Consider the following 19,381-nt stretch of genomic DNA (forward strand, 5'->3'; position numbering starts at 1 on the left):
GGCAGGCAATCCTATTCGCTGGCACGGCCCGCCTGCGCACTGCGGAAGGCGGTGGGCGACAGTCCAGTCTTGCGCTTGAAGAGCGCAGAAAAATGGTTTTGGTTTTTGAAGCCGAGGGTCTCGGCAATCTGCCGGACGGAGCGGTCGGATTTAGCGAGCAACGCCTTCGCCTCTTCAACCCGCAGGTGCTGGTGGTAGGCCGAGGGCGACATACCGGTCTGCTCCTTGAAAACCTTGCGGAACCAAGAATAGCCGACATACAGGTTTTCGGCTAACTCTGCCATGTCGAGCGGACGATGCAGGTTGTTTCCCATCATTTCCCGCGCCTGCCCCACGACGCTGTGGATATAGTCCCGGTTCGTGGAGCGGCTCGACGACGAGATGCGCGAGCTGATCTCCTGGGCCCCTTTCCTGAGAATTTTCGCAGCATGGTCAAAGTTCCTCACCGGAAACTGCACCGAAGGGCTGGTCGTCCAGAGGCCGGCAACAACTCGATGCTGATCGTCGAATACGGGCACGCCGACGCAGTGGCATCCTTCGATCTGCTCGGATACGTCGATGCCGTAGCCCTTTTCGCGGACACTCTCCAGCTCCGCCTCAAAGTCCTTTCGATCCGTAATGGTGCTGGACGTAAACTTACGGAAATCCATCTGCTCGAAATACAGGCGCTGCTCATCCTCTGGAAGGTAGGCGAGCATCGCCTTGCCCGGTGCGCCGGTATGCAGAGGGAACTCAAAATCAACTTCGAGGTGAAAAGAAAACCCGGAGGTGCCGTCCACTGCCGCCAGTACGATTCCGTCCCCTTTACCAGACTGGAGCGCGCCCAGTCCAATCGTATAGCCCAAGCTCTGTTCAATCCGGCGCATGACATCCTTGGCCTTCGCGGTTAGTTCTGACAATGACATGGAATCAATATGTACATAAAAAAATGCCATTACAAATATATACTATCCTCTTTCATCCTGAGACTATGGCATTCGTTAAACAGGGAATTTTCAGCATGAAATGCATTCGACTCATCACAGCAGCAGTGCTGGCGCTAGCGCTCGGCCAAACGATTGCCGATCCGGTGCGCACCGCCCAGTTGCAGGATTTCGATGTGATCAGCCACAACATCGAGAAATACCATCCGTCGCATTGGGCGGAATATGCAAAGGTATCGTCGCAGGCGTGGCGGCAGGAAGCCCTGATTCTGGAAACGGACCGCACGCCGGTCGACGTCATCCTGCGCCGAACGCAGGCGCTGATCAATCATTTGGGCGCCGAGCGCCACCAACGGGCGCTGGACGCTTTAAAAAAGCGGAACAAAACCGGCCTCGCCGAAGAGGAGCAGCGCAAGCTGTTTGTCGCGGTTGCGCAGCTGCGCCGGAAGGTCGCCTTTTCCAATCCGCTGCTCGACTTCGATTCGCTCATCTTCCTCAAGCACGACCCCATGGCCCGGGGCGACGCCCACATGGTCGACCAGTATCTGGGCGTCAACCAGACTGCGGGAGGCGGGGTCTTCCGGCTGGACAAGCCCTTCACCTCAGCCCCCAAAACCACCAGCCTGCTGGAAGGCGGAAAACTTGATCTTGGAAACGGATCCTTCATTTCGCTGGAACTCGACTATGACGCGCAGGAAATCCTCTTTGCCTACACCGGCCTCGACTGGAAAAACTTCCAAGGTTCGGAAAAATGGAAAGGCCAGCCCTGGACGCAGGAGGAAGCCGCCGGGCAGAAAGGACGCAACAGCCACTATTGCTTCCAAAAGGAATCCTCCTTCCACATCTTCAAGGCCAATGCCAACGGGAAAAACCTGCAGCAGCTCACCGACGGGCAGTGGGACGATTTTGATCCGGTGTTTCTGCCGAGCGGACGAATCGTATTCATTTCCGCGCGTGCCGGAGGCAACCAGCGCTGCGGCTGGCGCTTCATTCCCACCTACACCCTCTTCGGCATGATGCCAGACGGCTCCGACATCCAGCAGTTCAGCTGGCACGACACGAACGAATGGCACCCCAGCGTCAACCACGACGGCATGCTCGTATACACGCGATGGGACTATGTTGACCGCGACTCCGACATTGCCCACCACCTCTGGTTCTGCTATCCGGACGGACGCGATCCGCGCTCGATGCACGGCAACTATCCCGACGACCGCTCCAGCCGCCCCTGGATGGAAATGAGTATCCGCGCCGTGCCCGGCTCGCAAAAATACATCGCGGTCGCCGCGCCGCACCACGGCGAAGCCTATGGTTCGCTGGCGCTGATCGACCAATCGATTCCCGACGACCGCGCCATGTCGCAGATCAAGCGGATCACGCCGCTCTCTGCCTTTCCCGAGTCCGAAGTTTCCCCCGGCCTCTCCTTCCGCAAGGGCAAGGGCGACAAACAACGGGACTGGAACTACGGCACCCCCTGGCCACTCGATGAGGATTTCTATCTCTGCGTCTACTCCGATAAAAAGCGCGGCAACTACGGCATCTATCTCATCGACAGCTTTGGGAACCGTGAACTGGTCTACCGCGATCCATCCATCTCCTGCCTCGACCCCATACCGCTCCGTGCCCGCCCGCGCCCGCCGCAGTTTCCGGTTCAAACGCAGCAGATGGCCGCCGACCGCGAGTCCAGCCTCGATCCCGCCACGGCCACGATTTCAGTGATGAATGTCTACGAAAGCGAGTTTCCAATTCCCGAAGGCGTAAAGATCAAAGAGATGCGCATCGTCAACATCTTCCCGAAATCGACGCACTCCATAAACAATCCGCGCATCGGTTATGCCGACCAGTCGATCGCACGCGGCGTGCTGGGAACCGTACCGGTGGAAGAGGACGGCAGCGTCTTTTTCGAATGCCCGACCGGAACCGGCATCTATTTCCAGCTGTTGGATGGAAACGGCATGATGGTGCAGAACATGCGCACCGACACCTACCTGCATCCCGGCGAAAAGATGAACTGCATCGGCTGCCACGAAAACAAACTGACCGCACCAAAGATCAACCGGATTCCGATGGCGCTCAAACACCCCCCCTCGAAGATCAAGCCCGAAGCCCCCGGCACCTACCCCCTCTCCTTCCCGCGCCTCGTCCAACCTGTTCTGGACAAGCATCCCGAATTCTTCGAAGCGCTCTACCCAGACCAAAGCCTGAGCGGAACCGAGTTCGGCAAATGGGGTTGGTCCGAAGCCATGCACACCCTCTCGAAAGACGCCTGGGGAAAGCATGGCGGCAACGGCGCGCTTAGGAAGAAAAACAAGCGCTCCTACTCATTGCCCATGCAGGAAGGCGCGCGGGTTTCCAAGCTTTGGAAAAAACTCGAAGCCGCCGGCGCCCGGCAAATGCTCCCCCCCGAAGACCTGCGCCGCATCACGCTATGGCTCGACTGCAACAGCAACTTTTACGGCGCCTACAAGCAGATCGAAGAACAGGCGCAAGCCGGAATCATCCTCCCCGAAGAAGGCCTGCCCGAATGGTCGGATCCAAAACAATTCATCAACTGATGCAATGGAAAACAGGCAGAATGATTATGGGCAGAATAATTCCAACCCACCGAACGCAGCAGAAAAGAAATCATTCTGCCTTCAAATTATTTTGCCTATTCTCTCTGTTGTCCGTGCAGTCGTACGCCAACGAAGTGGATGCGCAGTTCAAGGCTTTGGAGTTCGACCTAACGAGAACGGCGCACTTTGAAAAGGTCGCGGATGAGACCTTCCATCCGGCGGCGCTGGTCACGAAAGCTGACGGCGATCCGCTCGATATCATCCTGCGCCGCACCAAATCGCTGCTGGATGATATTTCCAAAATGCCGGACGCGCCCGATATGATTGGCTGCGCGAATAAGCTCCAATCGTTGAACAAGCAGGCCAAAACTTCCAATGACCGGAAAGCGCTGTTCGCCGAGGTTCACGCTCTGCGCCGCGACATCGCCTTTGCCAACCCCCTGCTCAATTTCGAGAAAATTCTCTTCATCAAACGGCACCGCTCCAACTTCAGCCACATGTGCGACCAATACTACGGTGCGCACGCCCGGCCAGGCGGAGGCGTTTTTGTGCTGTCGAATCCCTTCGGCGATAATCCGCAAGCAAAGAACATTCTTCCGGAGGGCGCACTGAAAGGCGGCAGCTTCCTTTCGCCGGAACTCTCGTTTGACGGCAAGCAGGTCATGTTCGCCTACGTCGATGGAACCGGCGACCCCAAACACATCGTCCATCTTGAACACGAACGTGGACATTGGGACGAAGGCTGTTGCTACCATCTCTTTTCCGCCACCCTCGATTCAAAAGGAAACGGTTCCAATCTCAAGCAGCTGACCGACGGAACCTTCAACGACTTCGATCCGTGCTATTTGCCCAACGGCCGCGTTGCCTTCATTTCCGAACGGCGCGGCGGCTACCTGCGCTGCGGGCGCGACTGCCCGTCGTACACCGTCCACGACATGAAGCCCGACGGCTCCGACATCCGCATCCTCAGCCCGCACGAAAACAACGAATGGCAGCCCAGCGTCCTGCACGACGGCATGCTCGCCTACACGCGCTGGGACTATGTCGACCGCCATGGCTGCGTGGCCCATCATCCGTGGATTATGACGCCCGACGGGCGCGACTCCCGCGCCGTGCACGGCAACTTTTCCGTCAAAGCCGAACGCGCCGACATGGAGATGGACCTGCGCGCCGTCCCCGGTTCGCACAAGATTGTCGGCACCGCCGCGCCCCACCACGGGCAGGCGTACGGTTCCATCGTGATGATCGATCCCCGTACGCCGGACGACGATGCGATGGCGCCGGTCAAGCGCGTGACACCGGAAGTGGCTTTCCCCGAAAGCCAAAAGGGCAAACAGGTCTACGGAACCCCGTGGCCCTTAAGCAATAAATACCACCTCGTGGCCTACGACGCCAAAATGCAAAAAAAGAATGGCCGGCAAGGCGACAAGTCGAACCCGCGCGGTGAATACGGCATCTATCTCCTCGATGCTTTTGGCAACAAGGTTCTGATCTACCGCGATCACGAAATCGCCTGCCTTAGCCCTATGCCGTTGCGGGCGCGCCCCAAGCCCCCCGTCCTTCCGGAGAAGAGCGACCGCCTTGAAGACAACCCCAAAATGGAGGGCACCATGGCTGTGATGAACGTCTACGACAGCCTCCTTCCCTGGCCGGAGGCGACCGGCATCAAGGCGCTGCGCATCTACCAAATCTATCCCAGCTCGGTGCCCTCCGGCCCGCGCCCCCACGAGACCGGCCGACGCATTGCCGAAGCCAGCGACTCGGTCAACCTGACTCGCGGCATCATCGGCACGGTGCCGGTGGAAGAGGACGGCAGCGCCTACTTTAAACTCCCCGCCTTGAAGGAAGTCTATTTCCAGGCGTTGGATGAAAACGGTCTGGCCGTGCAGTCAATGCGTTCTTCCACCTGGGTGCAGCCCGGCGAACTGCTCGTCTGCATGGGCTGCCACGAGCCCAAGAACCGCGCGCCGCTCCAATCGAAGAAAACCGCGCTGGCGCTCCAACGCGCACCGTCCGTTCCCGTGCCGGATGTGGATGGAACCAAACCGTTCAGCTATCCTCGGCTCGTCCAGCCTGTGCTCGACCAGCATTGCGTTGCGTGCCACGCAGAAAAAGCCGGCGAAGGCGCCCCGCCGCTCGACCGCCAAATCGTTCAATCCAAGCTCGGAAAAGGAACCACCGATGTTTTCCGTTCCTACGACAGCCTCATCCACGACCATGCCTTCTGGAGCTACGGCGACCACTATCGCACCATTCCCGGCGAGTTCGGGGCGCGTGCCTCCAAACTCTACCCCATGCTCAAAAACGGGCACCACAATATTAAGCTGTCGCCCGAGGAAATGCACCGCATCACCGTCTGGCTCGACTCCATGTCCAACTTTTACGGCGTCTACGAAAAAGAAGGCGGCATCGCCCAGCTCCGAGGCGAAATCGTTCAACCCACATTGGAATAACATGAAACAACTAATCCTCGCTCTACTGATTTGCGGCGGCGCTCAGGCCGAATCCATCAAGCACCGGTTTTTAGCCAAGGACGAGTCGCGTGCGCAGCTGCACTATGTCGATCAACTTGATGCTTCCAACGATTGGACGATCAAGCTGGAGAAAGGTTGCCGCGACATCCGGTTGCTGGAAAACAACCGCGTGCTGGTCTCCTTCCCCGACGGCTATGCGGAATTCGACCTCGCCACTCAGAAGAAGGTTCATGAAGTGCACGACCCGCAGTTCAAGAAGACCGAAACAGCCACCCGCCTGCCCAACGGCAACACAATTTTGGGGGCGAACAAAAACGGTGTGACCTGCTTCGAAGTCACGGCCGAGAGAGAGATTGTGCGACAGATCAACTTTCCCCAGTTCAAGACCATGCGGCTAATGCGGCTCTCGCCGGAAGGCCGCTTTCTGTTTGGGGCCAACACCGACCACGTCGTCGAGGCCGACTGGAGCGGAAAGGTGCATGCCGACTTCACAGTGCCCGGCGCCAAACATATCTATTGGATCAAAAAGATGGACGGAGGCGCATTCTACCGAGTCTCGACCGGCTACGGGAAATCGATCGTCGATGTCACACCCGGAGGCAAGATCCTGCGCACCCTCGGCGGAACGGATGAATACTTTTTCTTTTCGCGGCCCTTCGAATTGAAAAACAGCCATACAGTCTGTTGCAACTGGACGGGCCACAAACCGAACGACAGTGAAAAGGCGCCGCAGCTGGTGGAGTTCGACCCGCAAGGCAACGTGGTCTGGAAATGGCACGATCCCAAACGCGCCGGCACCATCCACGGCGTCATTATTCTGGACTGATATGAATGACAGCAAACAAGCCGCTAAGGCGCAAAGAAAACAGGTTTCTAAACTTCGTGTCTTTGCGTCTTCGCGGTCAAAACAACTAACTGAAGGAAATAGAAATGAGCTTTGACTACCACATCCCCACCAAGATTCTATTCGGCGCAGGCAAATTGAACCAGCTGGCCGAAGAGCCCTTGCCCGGCAAGAAAGCGCTGATCGTTATGTCGAACGGCACCTCAATGCGCAAGCACGGCTATCTCCAGCGCTTGGAAGATTTGCTGAAGCAGCAAAACATTGAATCGGTCGTCTACGACAAGATCCAGCCCAACCCCATCAAGGAACACGTGATGGAAGGCGCGGCGGTCGCGAAAGAGAACGGCTGCGACTTTATCATCGGCCTCGGCGGAGGCTCGCCCATCGACGCCGCCAAGGGCATCGCCATTATGGCCGTCAACCCCGGCGACTACTGGGACTATATCGGCAGCGGTTCCGGCAAAGGGCTGCCCGTTGAAAACGGCGCGCTTCCGATCGTGGCGATCACCACCACCGCGGGCACCGGCACCGAGGCCGACCCGTGGCTGGTCATCACCAACGGCGAAGAAAAAATCGGCTTTGGCTGCCCGCCGCATACGTTCCCGGTCATCTCGGTGGTCGATCCGGAAATGATGTTTTCCATTCCGCCGCACCTCACTGCCTTCCAAGGCTTCGATGCCTTTTTCCATGCGGTCGAAGGCTACATTGCCAACGTTGCCACGCCGATGAGCGACCTCTATGCGCTCGAAAGCATCCGCCTGGTGGCCGAATACCTGCCGCGCGCCGTCGCCGACGGCTCCGATCTGGAGGCGCGCGAAAAGGTGGCGCTGGCCAATACGCTTTCGGGCATGGTGGAATCGACCTCCTGCTGCATTTCGGAACACTCGCTCGAACACGCCATGAGCGCCCTCCATCCCGAACTGCCGCATGGGGCCGGACTGATCCTTCTGTCCGAGGCCTATCTCTCGCACTTTGCTGAACATTTGCCGGAACGCTACGCCAAGATGGCGCAGGCGATGGGCGGCGCTTCGTTTATCGACGAGCTGGTGGCCCTGCAGGAAAAGTGCGGCGTGCGCGGGCTGAAAATGTCGGATTACGGCATCACAGAAGACGAACTGGAAGCCATTGCGCAAAACGCGTATGACACGATGGGTTTTCTTTTCGACTTCGACCCTGTCCAGATTATCCCCGAACAAACCGTTTCTATATTACGCGCGGCGTACAGCTAAGGGCTCTCAAAGGAATAATTAAATGCGGTTTATCGAACTATTACTCTTAGCAACCTGCGCCTGCGCAACGGCCATTCCTCTTGAAGACGCCGTCTGGTTCGAAAACCGCAAGCCCCAAAGCTGGCCGTGCGCCGTCGAGGAAGGGCGGCCCGACTGGAAGCCCTTCGACCTGCCGGTGCGGACCGCCCGCACGGTGTCTCTGCGCGAAGGCGAGCCCGTTGTACTCTCGACGCGCTTTGAGCATCCCCAGACCGCGTCGCAGGGGCTGGTGCTCGTGGGCGGCAATCAAGCCGAACTCGCCTGCAACGGGAAACCACTGGAACCGATCCGCGCAGATACAAGAGAGCCGCTCTACGCCCTGCCCCTTGTCAAAGGGAAAAACACGCTCAGTATCCGGTTCCAGCAACCGCAGTCCGGCCACGCGCAAATTCACCTCTCACCCGTTGAGCTCGACTATGTTCTGCCCTCCGCAAAGGGACAGCTTCAGGCGCTTTGGCGCTCCGTCGATCATTTAGCGTCCGAGCATCCGTCCTATCCTGCTCAACGGATCCGCAAAGCCATCAAGAAGCTTTCGAAACAAGTGGAAGCGCCGGACATCATGGAAAAGGTCCGCGCACTGCAGCTTGACGCGTTGGTGAAAAACAACCCCGTAATCGACTTCAACAACATTCTGCTGCGCCGCACCAAGCGCACCGACCACCCGCCCAACTGGAAAGGCAACACCGGTATCCGCAAAGACGGATACGGCAACGAAATCGCCCGGCTTTCGCTCGACGACCTCTCGCTGCAAACGGTCTACCGCCCCAAGGACGGCAGCTTTTTTACCGGTGACCTCAACCTCCGCTTCGATGCGCAAAAAATGCTCCTTTCCTCGATCTGCCCCGAAGACCATACTTGGCAGGTATTCGAGCTCGAAACCGACGGCACCGGCCTCCGCCAAGTCACCCAGAGCGTCGGACCCGACGTCGACAACTACAACGGCATCTATCTCCCCGACGGCAACCTCATCTTTTGCTCCACCGCCAACATGACCGGCATTCCCTGCATCGGTGGCAGCGACAACGTCGGCACGCTCTACACATGCGACCAAGAGGGGAAAAACATCCGCCAGCTCACCTTCGAGCAGGACGCCGACTGGTATCCGTGGGTGATGGACGACGGCAAGGTGATGTATCTGCGTTGGGAGTACACCGACAACTCGCATTATTTCACCCGCATCTTGATGACCATGAATCCCGACGGCTCGCAGCAGCGCTCAATCTACGGCTCCAACTCCTATTGGCCCAGCACGCTCTTCTATGCCAAGAACATTCCCGGCAGCAGCAGCCAGTTCACCGCCATCGTTTCCGGCCACCACGGCATCGACCGCGAAGGCGAGCTGGTGCTGTTCGATGTCCGCAACGGCGAAACCGATACCGCCGGCGTCGTGCAGCGCATCCCCGGATACGGCAAAAAAGTCGAAGGCATCGTCCGCGACAAATATGCCGTCGGCAACTGGCCGCGCTTCCTCCACCCCTATCCCCTGTCCGACACCTACTTTTTGGCCGCCGGCCGGCTTTCGCCAGCGGGCCGATGGGGCATCTACCTGCTCGACCGCTTCGACAATATCGTGTTGCTCAAGGAAGAACCCAAACTCAGCCTGTTCGAGCCCGTCCCGCTCAAACCCCGCACGCCCCCGCCCGTAATGGCCTCACGCATCCGCCCCGAAGCCGACGACGCCGTGCTCTACATCCAGGACATCTACGAAGGCCCCGGTCTCGCCGGCCTCCCGCGCGGCAGCGTCAAACAGCTGCGCCTGCTCACCTATTCATATGCCTACCGCAGCATGGGCGGCCACAACGCCCTCACCATCGAAGGCGGCTGGGACACCAAGCGCATCCTCGGCACGGTACCCGTTGCCGACGACGGCTCCGTCATGGTGCACGTGCCGCACAGCACCCCGATTTCCATCCAGCCGCTCGACGAAAACGGCGCCGCCCTGCAGTTGATGCGCAGCTGGCTCGTCGCCATGCCCGGCGAATCGCTCTCGTGTGTCGGCTGCCACGAATCCGCGCGCACGTCGCCGTTGCAGCGCGCCTCCCTCGCGATGCGTCAAGGACCGCAAAACCTAACGCCGTGGCGCAACGAAAAGCCGCACGGCTTCAGCTTCCTGCGCGAAATCCAGCCCATTCTCGACCGCAGCTGCGTCGGCTGCCACGATGGCGAAAAGGAAGACCGCCCCAACTTTCAGTCGCTCGAGCCCATCCGCGGCGGCCGCGAATTTGCCGGCTCCTACCACGCGCTCCATCCCTTCGTCCGCCGCCCCGGAAGCGAGAGCGACTTCGCGCTGCTCACCCCGATGGACTACCACGCCTCCACCAGCGAGCTCGTCCAGTTGCTGGAACGAGGCCACCACGGCGTCGAGCTTTCTGAAGACGACTGGAAAACACTGCTCACGTGGATCGACCTCAACGTGCCCTACCACGCCACCTGGGCCTCGCTCAAAGGCGACAGCAAGGTCGATCCGATCGCCGCCCGCGCCCGCGAGCTGCGGAAGCTATACACCGGACTCGTCGACGACCCCGAATGGATGCCCGCCCCCCAAGACCGACCCGCCTTCGTAAAATCCAAAAAGAAAGTCCGGCGCCCCAAACCGGCATTGATGAAAGGGCTGCCCTTCAACGAAGCCAAAGCCCGAAAAATGCAGGGAAAGAAAACCAGCCATACATTGAAGCTCAGCGAAAATTGCGGCATCAACCTGCGCCGCATTCCAACCGTAGAAAACGAGTCCTTCTGGATGGCCGAAGCCGAAATCACCAACGAGCAGTTCCGCCAGTTCAATGCCGGCCACAACAGCCGTTCCATCGACCAGCAATGGAAAGACCACGTCTTTGCCGGATACCATGCCGACGAACCGCAGATGCCCGCTATTCGCGTCAGCTGGAACGAGGCCATGGCCTTCTGCGAATGGCTGTCAGAAAAGACCGGACAAAAAGTGACGCTGCCCACGGAAAAACAATGGGAATGGGCGTGCCGCGCCGGCAGCGCCGAGCCGTTTTTCTACGGTACCACCGGACATGAAACCTTTGCCAACCTGGCCGACGCCTCCATCGGTGACCTCGCCGTCCGCGGCATTGATCCCAAACCCGTTTCAGAAAAAAAGCGTAGCCCGCTGAACGACTTTGTGCCGCGCGATGCCTCGTTTAACGATGGCCAGCTCACGCCCATAGGCACCAAGCTCTACGAACCGAATGCGTGGGGCCTCTACGACATGCACGGCAACGTGGCGGAATGGACCCGCTCGGACTACGAAGGCGGACGCAAAGCCGTCCGCGGCGGCTCGTGGCGCGACCGCCCGGAACGGGCAACCGCCACTTTCCGCATCGGCTACGCCCCTTATCAAAAGGTATTCAACGTCGGCTTCCGCGTCATCATTGAGAAACCTGAAAAATAGAGCTAGCGGATCTTCAGCGAGGCGATTCCGAGCAGCGCAAAAATGATGGATAGAATCCAAAAGCGCGTCACAATGACCGTTTCAACCAGTTCAGGCGGACGGTTTTGATCCATGGCGCGCTCCTTCTCAACAAACTCGAAGTGGTGGTGCAGCGGGGCGCACTTGAAGACGCGGCGCCCTTCGCCATAGCGCTTTCGCGTATATTTGAACCAGCCGCTTTGAATCACCACGCTGGCCGCCTCCATGACAAACACGCCACCGACAATCACCAGCAGCAGCTCCTGCTTAATGAGAATGGCCAGCATGGCAATGGCGCCGCCGAGCGCAAGGCTGCCGGTGTCGCCCATGAAAATCTTGGCCGGGTGGCAGTTGTACCACAAAAAGCCCAGGCCCGCCCCCAGAAGGGCGCCGCAAAACACGGTCAGCTCGCCACTGCCGCGCACGAACGGCACCTGAAGATATTCGGAAAAATTATAGTGGCCGGCCACATAAGTCAGCAGCAAGTAGGCAACAGCAACCGAATTCGAACAACCGATAGCCAGCCCATCGAGGCCATCGGTTAGGTTGACCGCATTGGAGGCGCCGACCAACACCAGCATAAGGAAGACGAATCCGCCAATCAGCCCGAGGTCGAGCAGCGGATGTTTACAGAACGGAACCATTAAATCGCGCACACGGCCCTGCATTTCTGGAATCGACCAGATCACCGCGAAGGCGATGACCGCCCAAGCCAGCTGCGCGGTGAACTTGGCTTTCACGCTCAGTCCATTGCGTCGCTTTATCTTGAGGAAGTCATCGGCAAAGCCGATTCCACCCATCAGGCAGAAGGTGCCGAGCGTCAGCAAAATATACACATTGACGGGGATGGCCCACAACAGGGTTGCACTCGTGCCGGCAATAATGATCAACAGCCCGCCCATGGTCGGCGTACCCACTTTCTGCTTCTTGTCCAGCCCATCGACGCGCTTGTCTTCGGTCAGCTCGCCAAAATTGACGACGCGCAGCTTGCGGATCAGGGCGGGCGCGAACACCAGCGAAATGATGAATGCAGTCGCCGCGGCGCCGAGCGTGCGAAACGAAATATATTGAAACAGACGCAAAGGCGAATACAGCCCCTCCAACGCGCTTAGGTAATACAGCATCCTCTAATTCTCCTTAAATTGGTTGAGCACTTGCTCGAGTTGTTCTCCGCGCGAGGCCTTGAGCAGCACGCAGTCGCCCGGCGCCACATTCTCCTGCAAGCGCTGGGCGGCCTCGGCAGTGCCCGGGCATTGAAAATAACGTTCGGTCTTTTTGCAGACAATGAGCCGTCCAAGCTCGCCGACCACGATCACACCGTCAACCGCCAGTTCATCAATAAAGCGTCCGAGCGCGACATGCTCGTCCTCTTCGATCTCCCCAAGTTCGCGCATCCCGCCAAGAACCACCCATTTCTTCCCCGTTGCCGGAGCGTTGGAAAACGTACGGAGATTGGCGCGCATCGAAAGCGGGTTGGCATTGTAGGCGTCATTGATGAATTTAACGCCGCGGACTTCCGATTTCTGCCAGCGCATCGCCGGCGCCTTGAACAGGGCCAGTCCGGCGGCGATTTCCGCCGGATCCATCCGCAGCTCCAACCCCAGCGCAACAGCGCGCAAAGCGTTGCGCATAATATGCTCGCCGGGCATCGGCATAAGATAGTTGGAGCCGTTCACCTCCAGCACCTGGGGGCCGATATTTCGGCCCACATAGTCCGCAACCCCTTCCAGCGAAACAGTAACCACACTTGCGCAAGTGTGCCGTCGAATGAGGGAATACCATTCGCTGTCGCGATCGAGGATTACGGTTCCTGTGCTAGGCACACGTTCGGCCAGCTTGGCTTTTTCGCGGGCAATCTCCTCCAACGAACGGAAGCTTTCGCGATGCGCATTGCAAATGTCGGTGATGATGCCGATCTTGGGCTGGAGCAGATAGGAGAGCGGACCGATCTCGCCGGGACGGTTCATGCCGATCTCCATCACGCCGTAGCGCGCGGTCTGGGGCATCGCCATCATGGTGAGCGGAAGGCCGATGTGGTTGTTGTAGTTGCCGGCGGTGCGGTGGGTTTCGCCCTTCACGGAAAGGACGTCGGCGCACATTTCCTTAACCGTGGTCTTGCCGACGCTTCCGGTGATGCCGACCGGCGTTCCGATCCATTTCTTGCGGTAGCCGCGCGCCAGATTTTGCAGCCCCTTGACGGTATCGTGCACCTTGAGCACGGGATTGGCGAACCACTCGAAGCTTTCGTGCACCAGCGCACCGGCGGCGCCCTTGGCAAAGGCATCGGCCACAAAATCATGGCCGTCAAAGTTTTCGCCTTTAATGGCGATGTATAAATTGCCGGGCTTAATCGTGCGGGTATCGTGCGAGACCCCCGTTACAACCCCCTCCGGCATGCCGTTCTTCCACAGCCTCGAGACCCACTGCGACAACTCTCCTGAACGAAAATTCAACATTATCCAATAATCTCCCGAACAGTTTCGCGATCATCAAATGGGACAATCGTACCGTTCGCTTCCTGATAGGTTTCGTGGCCTTTTCCTGCAATCAGCAGAATGTCCTTCCGGCCGGTTTTTTGCAGTCCTTTTTCAATGGCTTCGCGCCGGTCGAGCACCACCTCGAACCGGTCTTGGCCGGCGAAGCCTTCAATGATTTCCGAAACGATCGCACCGGGCTCTTCATTACGCGGATTGTCGGAGGTGATGATGCTGTAATCGGCCAGCTCCGAGGCCATCCGGCCCATCTTGCTGCGTTTGCCGCGATCGCGGTTTCCACCACAGCCGAAGACGACGTACAGCTTGCCTTTGCAAATCTCACGCAACGTACTGAGGACGTTTTTGAGCGCGTCGTCGGTGTGGGCGTAATCGACGAACACCCGCTTGTGCTTCCGGTTGGCCACGAGCTCGAGCCGGCCAGGTATGGACGCCACAGCTTCTAGGGTGCGGATCATGCGCTGCAGATCAATGCCGCACAATCCTCCGACGGCGAGCGCCGCGAGCGTATTGTGGATGTTGAACCGGCCCAGCAGCTGCATATGGATGCGGGCCTTGCCCCATGGGGTTGAAACGTTGAAGTTGGTCCCCTTTACGTTCACCTTGGCGTTCGAGGCGGAAACCATGGCCTCCTGACTGAAGCCGTACGTCACCACTTCGGCATCGAACTTGCGGTCCTCCAACATTTTGCGCCCCCACGGATCGTCAATGTTGATTACAGCGGAACGGTCGTGCCGCCGCTCCATCATTTGGAACAGTTCGGCCTTCACATTGAAATAGGAGTCCATATCCTTATGGTAATCCAAATGGTCATGGGTGAGATTGGTGAAAACGCTGATGTTGAAATCGATGCCGTGAACGCGTTGCTGAGCAATGGCGTGGGACGAAACTTCCATCACGGCGGCGTCGCACCCGGCCTCCTTCATCTGCCGGAACATGGCGTGGAGATCGGGCGCTTCGGGCGTGGTGCGCGAAGCCGGAATGGAACGCTCGCCGATTTCATAGGCCACAGTGCCGATCAATCCGGGCAAAAAGCCGCCGTCGCGCAGCAGGTCGCGAATCATGTATGTGGTCGTGGTTTTCCCATTGGTTCCCGTAACGCCCACGACGGTCATCCGGCGCGAGAGGTCGCCATAATAGGCGTTGGCGATTTCGGCCAGCGCGCGTCGTGCCCGAGGCACCTGCACATGCACGGCCCCGGCCCCCAAGTCCAGATCGTTTTCCGAAACGACCACCGCGGCCCCGTTCGACAGCGCTTGGGTGATGAACTCCGTGCCGTCCACCTGATGCCCGGCAACGGCCACAAACAGCCAACCGAGCTTGACCTCGCGCGAATCGTAGGCCAGACCACCGACTTCGACCTCTGTCGAGCCCTTGACATCGAGCGTGGTGACGTTTTCCAGCAGTTGGGTCAGTTTCATTCGTCCGGCCTCGCAACGTACACCCGGGTTCCATCGGGCGATATCCGCAGATAGCGCACGGCAAACTCGGCAATCTCTTTAAAGGCCGGCCCGCAGACCGTCCCTCCGTAGTATTTCGTTTTCCGCCCCGTATCGGAATATACGCCGGGATCGTCCGCCACAACAATAATTCCAATCTCCGGATTTTCCACGGGCAGAAAGCCGACAAACGAAGAGGTGAAGTTTTTCTCAAAATAGCCGCCGGCCGGATTGATCTTCTGCGCCGTACCGGTTTTGCCCCCGACGGAATAACCCTCCACCCGCGCCTTCGTTCCGGTGCCCCCCTCTTCGGTCACGCGGGCGAGCATCGTGCGCATGCGCCGGGCGGCGTCGGGGCTGAGCGGCCGCCCGAGCTCTTCGGGATGGTATTCCCGCAGCACGCTGCCGTCGGCGGCGCTCACTCTCTTCACGAGCAACGGCTTCATCTGCACTCCGCTGTAGGCAATCGCATTCATCATGGAAAGCACCTGAAGGGCTGTGGTGGCCACGCCTTGGCCGATGGCGACGCGCGTGACCTTGATTTTCGACCACGTCTTGGGTGGATAGAGTATGCCGCGCTCCTCGCCGGGAACAGGCAGCCCCAGCCTGTCCCCGAAACCAAACGATTTAAGGCACTCATACACCATTTGATCGCCCATCATCAATGCAATCTTCGCCGTGCCGATATTACTCGAAACCTTGATGATCTCGGCCACGGAGATGGTGCCCTCGCCATGGCTGTCGCGCAGCGCCCGGCGCCCGTAGACCCAATAGCCGTTTTCGCAGTCGATCAGATCGGTTTCCTTCACAACGCCTTGGTTGATTGCCGCACCGACGACAGCGGCCTTCATGGTGGAACCGGGTTCATAGTTGAAGCCGATGGCGTTGTTGCGACGCCATTCGGGAGGCGCGTCTCCGTAGCGGTTGAGGTCGTAGGTTGGATACGAAGCCATAGCCAGAATTTCGCCGGTGCGCACATGCTGCACAATGGCCCACACGCCTTTGGCATTAAAGTCGACGCAGGTTTTCTCGATGGTTTTTTCAACCACATACTGCAGTTGCTGGTCGAGCGTCAGCGTAACGGTCGCGCCGTCTTCGGGGAGAATGTCGATGGTCCGCTCGCCATAGATTTCCTTGCGCCGGCCATCCACTTTCGTGACCCGGCGGCCCTCCTTGCCCTGCAGGTATTCGTTGAAGCGCAGCTCAATCCCCGCGCCGCCGACGCCCTCGCGGTTGGCGAACCCAACCACATGCGCCATAAGCGGACCCTTGGGATAGCTGCGGATCGGCACTTCGGCAAATTTAACGCCTCGCAGATAAATGCCGTCCTCCGCGCCCGGGGGCGTATAGGAGACGCCCATCGTCCGGCGCGTAAAGCGCTTGAGGCGGTGGTTTGGAACATATTTTTTGATGACCTTGTATTGGCGCGAGGTATCGGACAGTTTTTCGCGGATTTCGCTTTCCGGAATCTGAAACTCCATAGCCAAATATTTGCATACGGCATCGGCGTCGCCGTGCGCGGCGATGTATTTGGGGTCGGCATAAACGTGGTAGGCCGGCCGGTCCATCGCCAGGATTTCGCCGTTGCGGTCGACGATCCGCCCGCGGCTGCCCATGGGCTTGCGCTCATACATGCGGCCTTCTTCGATCGGCTCCAGCACCCACTCGGCCGGGCGCAGATGCAGAAAGGACAGACGGACGGCAATGCCTCCGAAGACCAGCAGCACGATTACCGCAAGCAACGCAATCCTGCCTTTGTGCCTTACCTCTGCCATTTCCGTTGTTCCAAGCCCCGTATTATGCCAACGCCCGCAACCTGCCTAGGCAGCGTTACGGGCGACAATTCACTCTATAGCACTTTCACCTACTGGCGCCCAAGCATCGCCGTCCGGCCCGAAGAATCCCACGCGCCGACCCGCACAATCTGGCGGTCGGGCGGCATGCCCATCTGCAGGCCGTGCCGATTGATGGCCCGGCTCAGGTTGCCGGGCGAGGTGATGCTCGACCAGTGGTCCTGCTCGTTGACCAACCGCTTTTGGGCGGTGGCCAGTTCGCCTTCCCTGGCTTTGATTTCTTTTCCGAGAGCGTCGCAACGCGAGCACAGCCACATGTAGCTCAGACCCAGCACAGCAACCAGCACCAGCACGTTCGCCAGCAAGGCGGGAAACGGAACACGGGCCTGGTTCTTCTTGGTCTTTTTCTTTTTACGCTTTGTCGCCATCGTACTCTCCCGTTTCCACGGCGCGCAGCTTTGCTGAGCGCGAGCGCGGATTCATTGCCTGCTCTTCGTTGCCGGCCGTTAAGGGCCGTTTCCAAATCCATTTTACTGGCGGTTCTTCATAGATCCGCCGCACCCCGCCCTGCTGCAGCGATTCCTCGCGCGGCACATGGCGGCTAAAAAACTGTTTCACCATCCGGTCTTCCAAACTGTGGAAAGTCAGCACCACGATGCGGCCGCCTTCCGCCATCCGGCCCACCATGGTTTCGAGCACCTGCTCGATCCCGGCCAGCTCGTCGTTCACTGCCATGCGCAGCGCCTGAAAGGTTTTCGTGGCGGGATGGGTCTTCTTCCCCCTCCGGCCGCCCTTGGCGCGTTCAACAATGCCGGCAAGCTGCGCAGTGGTTCCTATTTCCATTTTTGCGCGCGCTTCCACGATGGCCCGCGCAATGCGACGCGATGCACGCTCTTCGCCGTAGCGGTAAATAATATCTGCGAGCTCCTGCTCACTGGCCGCGTTCACCAGCTCCCCGGCGGTTTGGCCCTGTGTCTGATCCATCCGCATATCAACCGGACCGTCCCTCATAAAGCTGAAGCCGCGCCCGGCGAGATCGAGCTGGAACGAACTGACGCCCAGATCCAGCAGCAGCCCGTTGACCTTGCCGATGCCGAGACCGTCGAGCCGCTCCGCCATATTGGCATAGTTGTCGTGCACCAGCTCCACGCGCCTGCCTTCTGCGGACTTTAGCTTTTCGCTCACCCGCTCAATGGCGTCCACGTCGCGGTCGAACCCCACCAGCGTGCCGCCTTCGCCCAGCCGCTCCAAAATTGCACCGGCATGTCCGCCATTGCCGAGCGTGCCGTCTACGTAGACTCCGGCCGGATCAATGGCCAGCGCCTTCAGGCACTCATTAAGCATGACAGGTATATGCACTACTCTTTGCCTTCAGCCACTGGAGGCTGTTCCGCCCCCATTGTGCGCTTGTGATCCGAATACAGGCAGGAGCGCAAACGGCCCGAATTGGCCGCAGAGAGGTTGAAGTAGCGATCCTTATCGGACACATGATCAACTGATTTCGAATAACTCAAAAATTTCGCTACATCCAACATGCTCATACGTTCCCCTTGCACTCCTTCTCTAATATCCGCCAAAAAATACATTCTCCGCCGTGGACGAATCCTGCGGCAGGGCTAAATCAAAATTCTCCGAGCTCCACAGCTCAATGCGCGTGAGCGCGCCAACCAAAACCACCTGTTCCTTTACTTCAATATGGCGAAGCAGGTTTTCGCCAATACGTATCCGCCCCTGCGCATCCCACACCAGCATGTCCGCACCGGCCGTGATCGAGCGGATCGCCTGCTGGGCGTTCCGGTCGATGGCGCCGCCCGTTCGAAGCTCATCCAGACGGCGCATCATTTCCGCCGCGGTATAAAGGTATAGGCACTTCTCTTCCGGATGGGGAAAAGCGAACAGCTGGTTCGATCCGCCGGCGAGGCTGCGCCAGCTCGAGGGAAAAATCATACGGCGCTTAGCATCAAGGGAATGCGTGAACGACCCGACGAATAAAGCTGGCATTTGCAAGTCTGTAGTCATCCCCTTCTCTCCACTATGCTCCCATTGATGGGATTTTATGCCACTTTAACCCACCGTGCGTCAAATGGTATTCCACCTTATTTCTATGTTTTTTCATGCATTGGAACCGGGGCGACGCCTTTCTCTGAACAGGAAGGGCCATGGGGAGCCGCTCCACCCACC

Annotated in this window: 14 protein-coding genes; 5 read left to right on the top strand and 9 right to left on the bottom strand. The window is 58.8% G+C overall.

Annotated features, from left to right (window positions below; all coding sequences use genetic code 11):
* Nucleotides 1–11: 11 nt before the first annotated feature.
* Nucleotides 12–935 (bottom strand): IclR family transcriptional regulator domain-containing protein, encoded by a 924-nt coding sequence (locus SCARR_RS08480; RefSeq protein ID WP_136061052.1) that lies wholly within the window; start codon nt 933–935, stop codon nt 12–14.
* A 65-nt stretch (nt 936–1,000) separates the two neighbouring features.
* On the opposite strand from SCARR_RS08480, the gene SCARR_RS08485 reads away from it, so the two are divergent.
* From SCARR_RS08485 to SCARR_RS08505, 5 genes are all read left to right on the top strand, one after another.
* Nucleotides 1,001–3,478, top strand: coding sequence for an HzsA-related protein (locus tag SCARR_RS08485; RefSeq protein ID WP_136061053.1), 2,478 nt, complete (start codon nt 1,001–1,003; stop codon nt 3,476–3,478).
* Nucleotides 3,479–3,504: 26 nt separating this feature from the next.
* On the top strand, nt 3,505–5,931 hold the full coding sequence (locus tag SCARR_RS08490; protein ID WP_136061054.1) for an HzsA-related protein: 2,427 nt from the start codon (nt 3,505–3,507) through the stop codon (nt 5,929–5,931).
* Between the two features lies 1 nt (nt 5,932).
* The gene (locus SCARR_RS08495) at nt 5,933–6,778 is read left to right on the top strand and encodes a hypothetical protein (RefSeq protein ID WP_136061055.1); all 846 of its coding nucleotides are present in this window, start codon (nt 5,933–5,935) and stop codon (nt 6,776–6,778) included.
* Nucleotides 6,779–6,882: 104 nt separating this feature from the next.
* The gene (locus SCARR_RS08500; RefSeq protein ID WP_136061057.1) at nt 6,883–8,025 is read left to right on the top strand and encodes an iron-containing alcohol dehydrogenase; all 1,143 of its coding nucleotides are present in this window, start codon (nt 6,883–6,885) and stop codon (nt 8,023–8,025) included.
* A gap of 22 nt (nt 8,026–8,047) precedes the next feature.
* The gene (locus SCARR_RS08505) at nt 8,048–11,458 is read left to right on the top strand and encodes an SUMF1/EgtB/PvdO family nonheme iron enzyme (protein WP_136061059.1); all 3,411 of its coding nucleotides are present in this window, start codon (nt 8,048–8,050) and stop codon (nt 11,456–11,458) included.
* Between the two features lie 2 nt (nt 11,459–11,460).
* On the opposite strand, the gene mraY is transcribed toward SCARR_RS08505, so the two are convergent.
* From mraY to SCARR_RS08545, 8 genes are all read right to left on the bottom strand, one after another.
* Nucleotides 11,461–12,600, bottom strand: a complete 1,140-nt coding sequence (gene mraY / locus SCARR_RS08510; protein ID WP_136061061.1) for a phospho-N-acetylmuramoyl-pentapeptide-transferase — start codon at nt 12,598–12,600, stop codon at nt 11,461–11,463.
* A gap of 3 nt (nt 12,601–12,603) precedes the next feature.
* Nucleotides 12,604–13,932 (bottom strand): UDP-N-acetylmuramoyl-tripeptide--D-alanyl-D-alanine ligase, encoded by a 1,329-nt coding sequence (locus tag SCARR_RS08515; RefSeq protein ID WP_136061063.1) that lies wholly within the window; start codon nt 13,930–13,932, stop codon nt 12,604–12,606.
* Nucleotides 13,932–15,389, bottom strand: coding sequence for a UDP-N-acetylmuramoyl-L-alanyl-D-glutamate--2,6-diaminopimelate ligase (locus tag SCARR_RS08520; protein WP_136061065.1), 1,458 nt, complete (start codon nt 15,387–15,389; stop codon nt 13,932–13,934). Before SCARR_RS08520 ends, SCARR_RS08515 begins: the two co-directional genes overlap by 1 nt.
* On the bottom strand, nt 15,386–17,182 hold the full coding sequence (locus SCARR_RS08525; protein ID WP_136061067.1) for a peptidoglycan D,D-transpeptidase FtsI family protein: 1,797 nt from the start codon (nt 17,180–17,182) through the stop codon (nt 15,386–15,388). Before SCARR_RS08525 ends, SCARR_RS08520 begins: the two co-directional genes overlap by 4 nt.
* Before the next feature lie 89 nt (nt 17,183–17,271).
* On the bottom strand, nt 17,272–17,628 hold the full coding sequence (locus SCARR_RS08530) for a hypothetical protein (protein WP_136061069.1): 357 nt from the start codon (nt 17,626–17,628) through the stop codon (nt 17,272–17,274).
* Nucleotides 17,612–18,559, bottom strand: a complete 948-nt coding sequence (rsmH, locus tag SCARR_RS08535) for a 16S rRNA (cytosine(1402)-N(4))-methyltransferase RsmH (protein ID WP_281281148.1) — start codon at nt 18,557–18,559, stop codon at nt 17,612–17,614. The genes SCARR_RS08530 and rsmH overlap by 17 nt, the downstream gene beginning before the upstream one ends.
* Nucleotides 18,559–18,741: a hypothetical protein gene (locus tag SCARR_RS08540; protein ID WP_136061072.1), complete on the bottom strand. Its 183-nt coding sequence runs from the start codon at nt 18,739–18,741 to the stop codon at nt 18,559–18,561. Before SCARR_RS08540 ends, rsmH begins: the two co-directional genes overlap by 1 nt.
* 22 nt (nt 18,742–18,763) lie before the next feature.
* On the bottom strand, nt 18,764–19,219 hold the full coding sequence (locus SCARR_RS08545) for a division/cell wall cluster transcriptional repressor MraZ (RefSeq protein WP_136061073.1): 456 nt from the start codon (nt 19,217–19,219) through the stop codon (nt 18,764–18,766).
* Nucleotides 19,220–19,381 lie beyond the last annotated feature (162 nt).

Source organism: Pontiella sulfatireligans, from assembly GCF_900890705.1.
Classification (GTDB): Bacteria; Verrucomicrobiota; Kiritimatiellia; order Kiritimatiellales; family Pontiellaceae; genus Pontiella; species Pontiella sulfatireligans.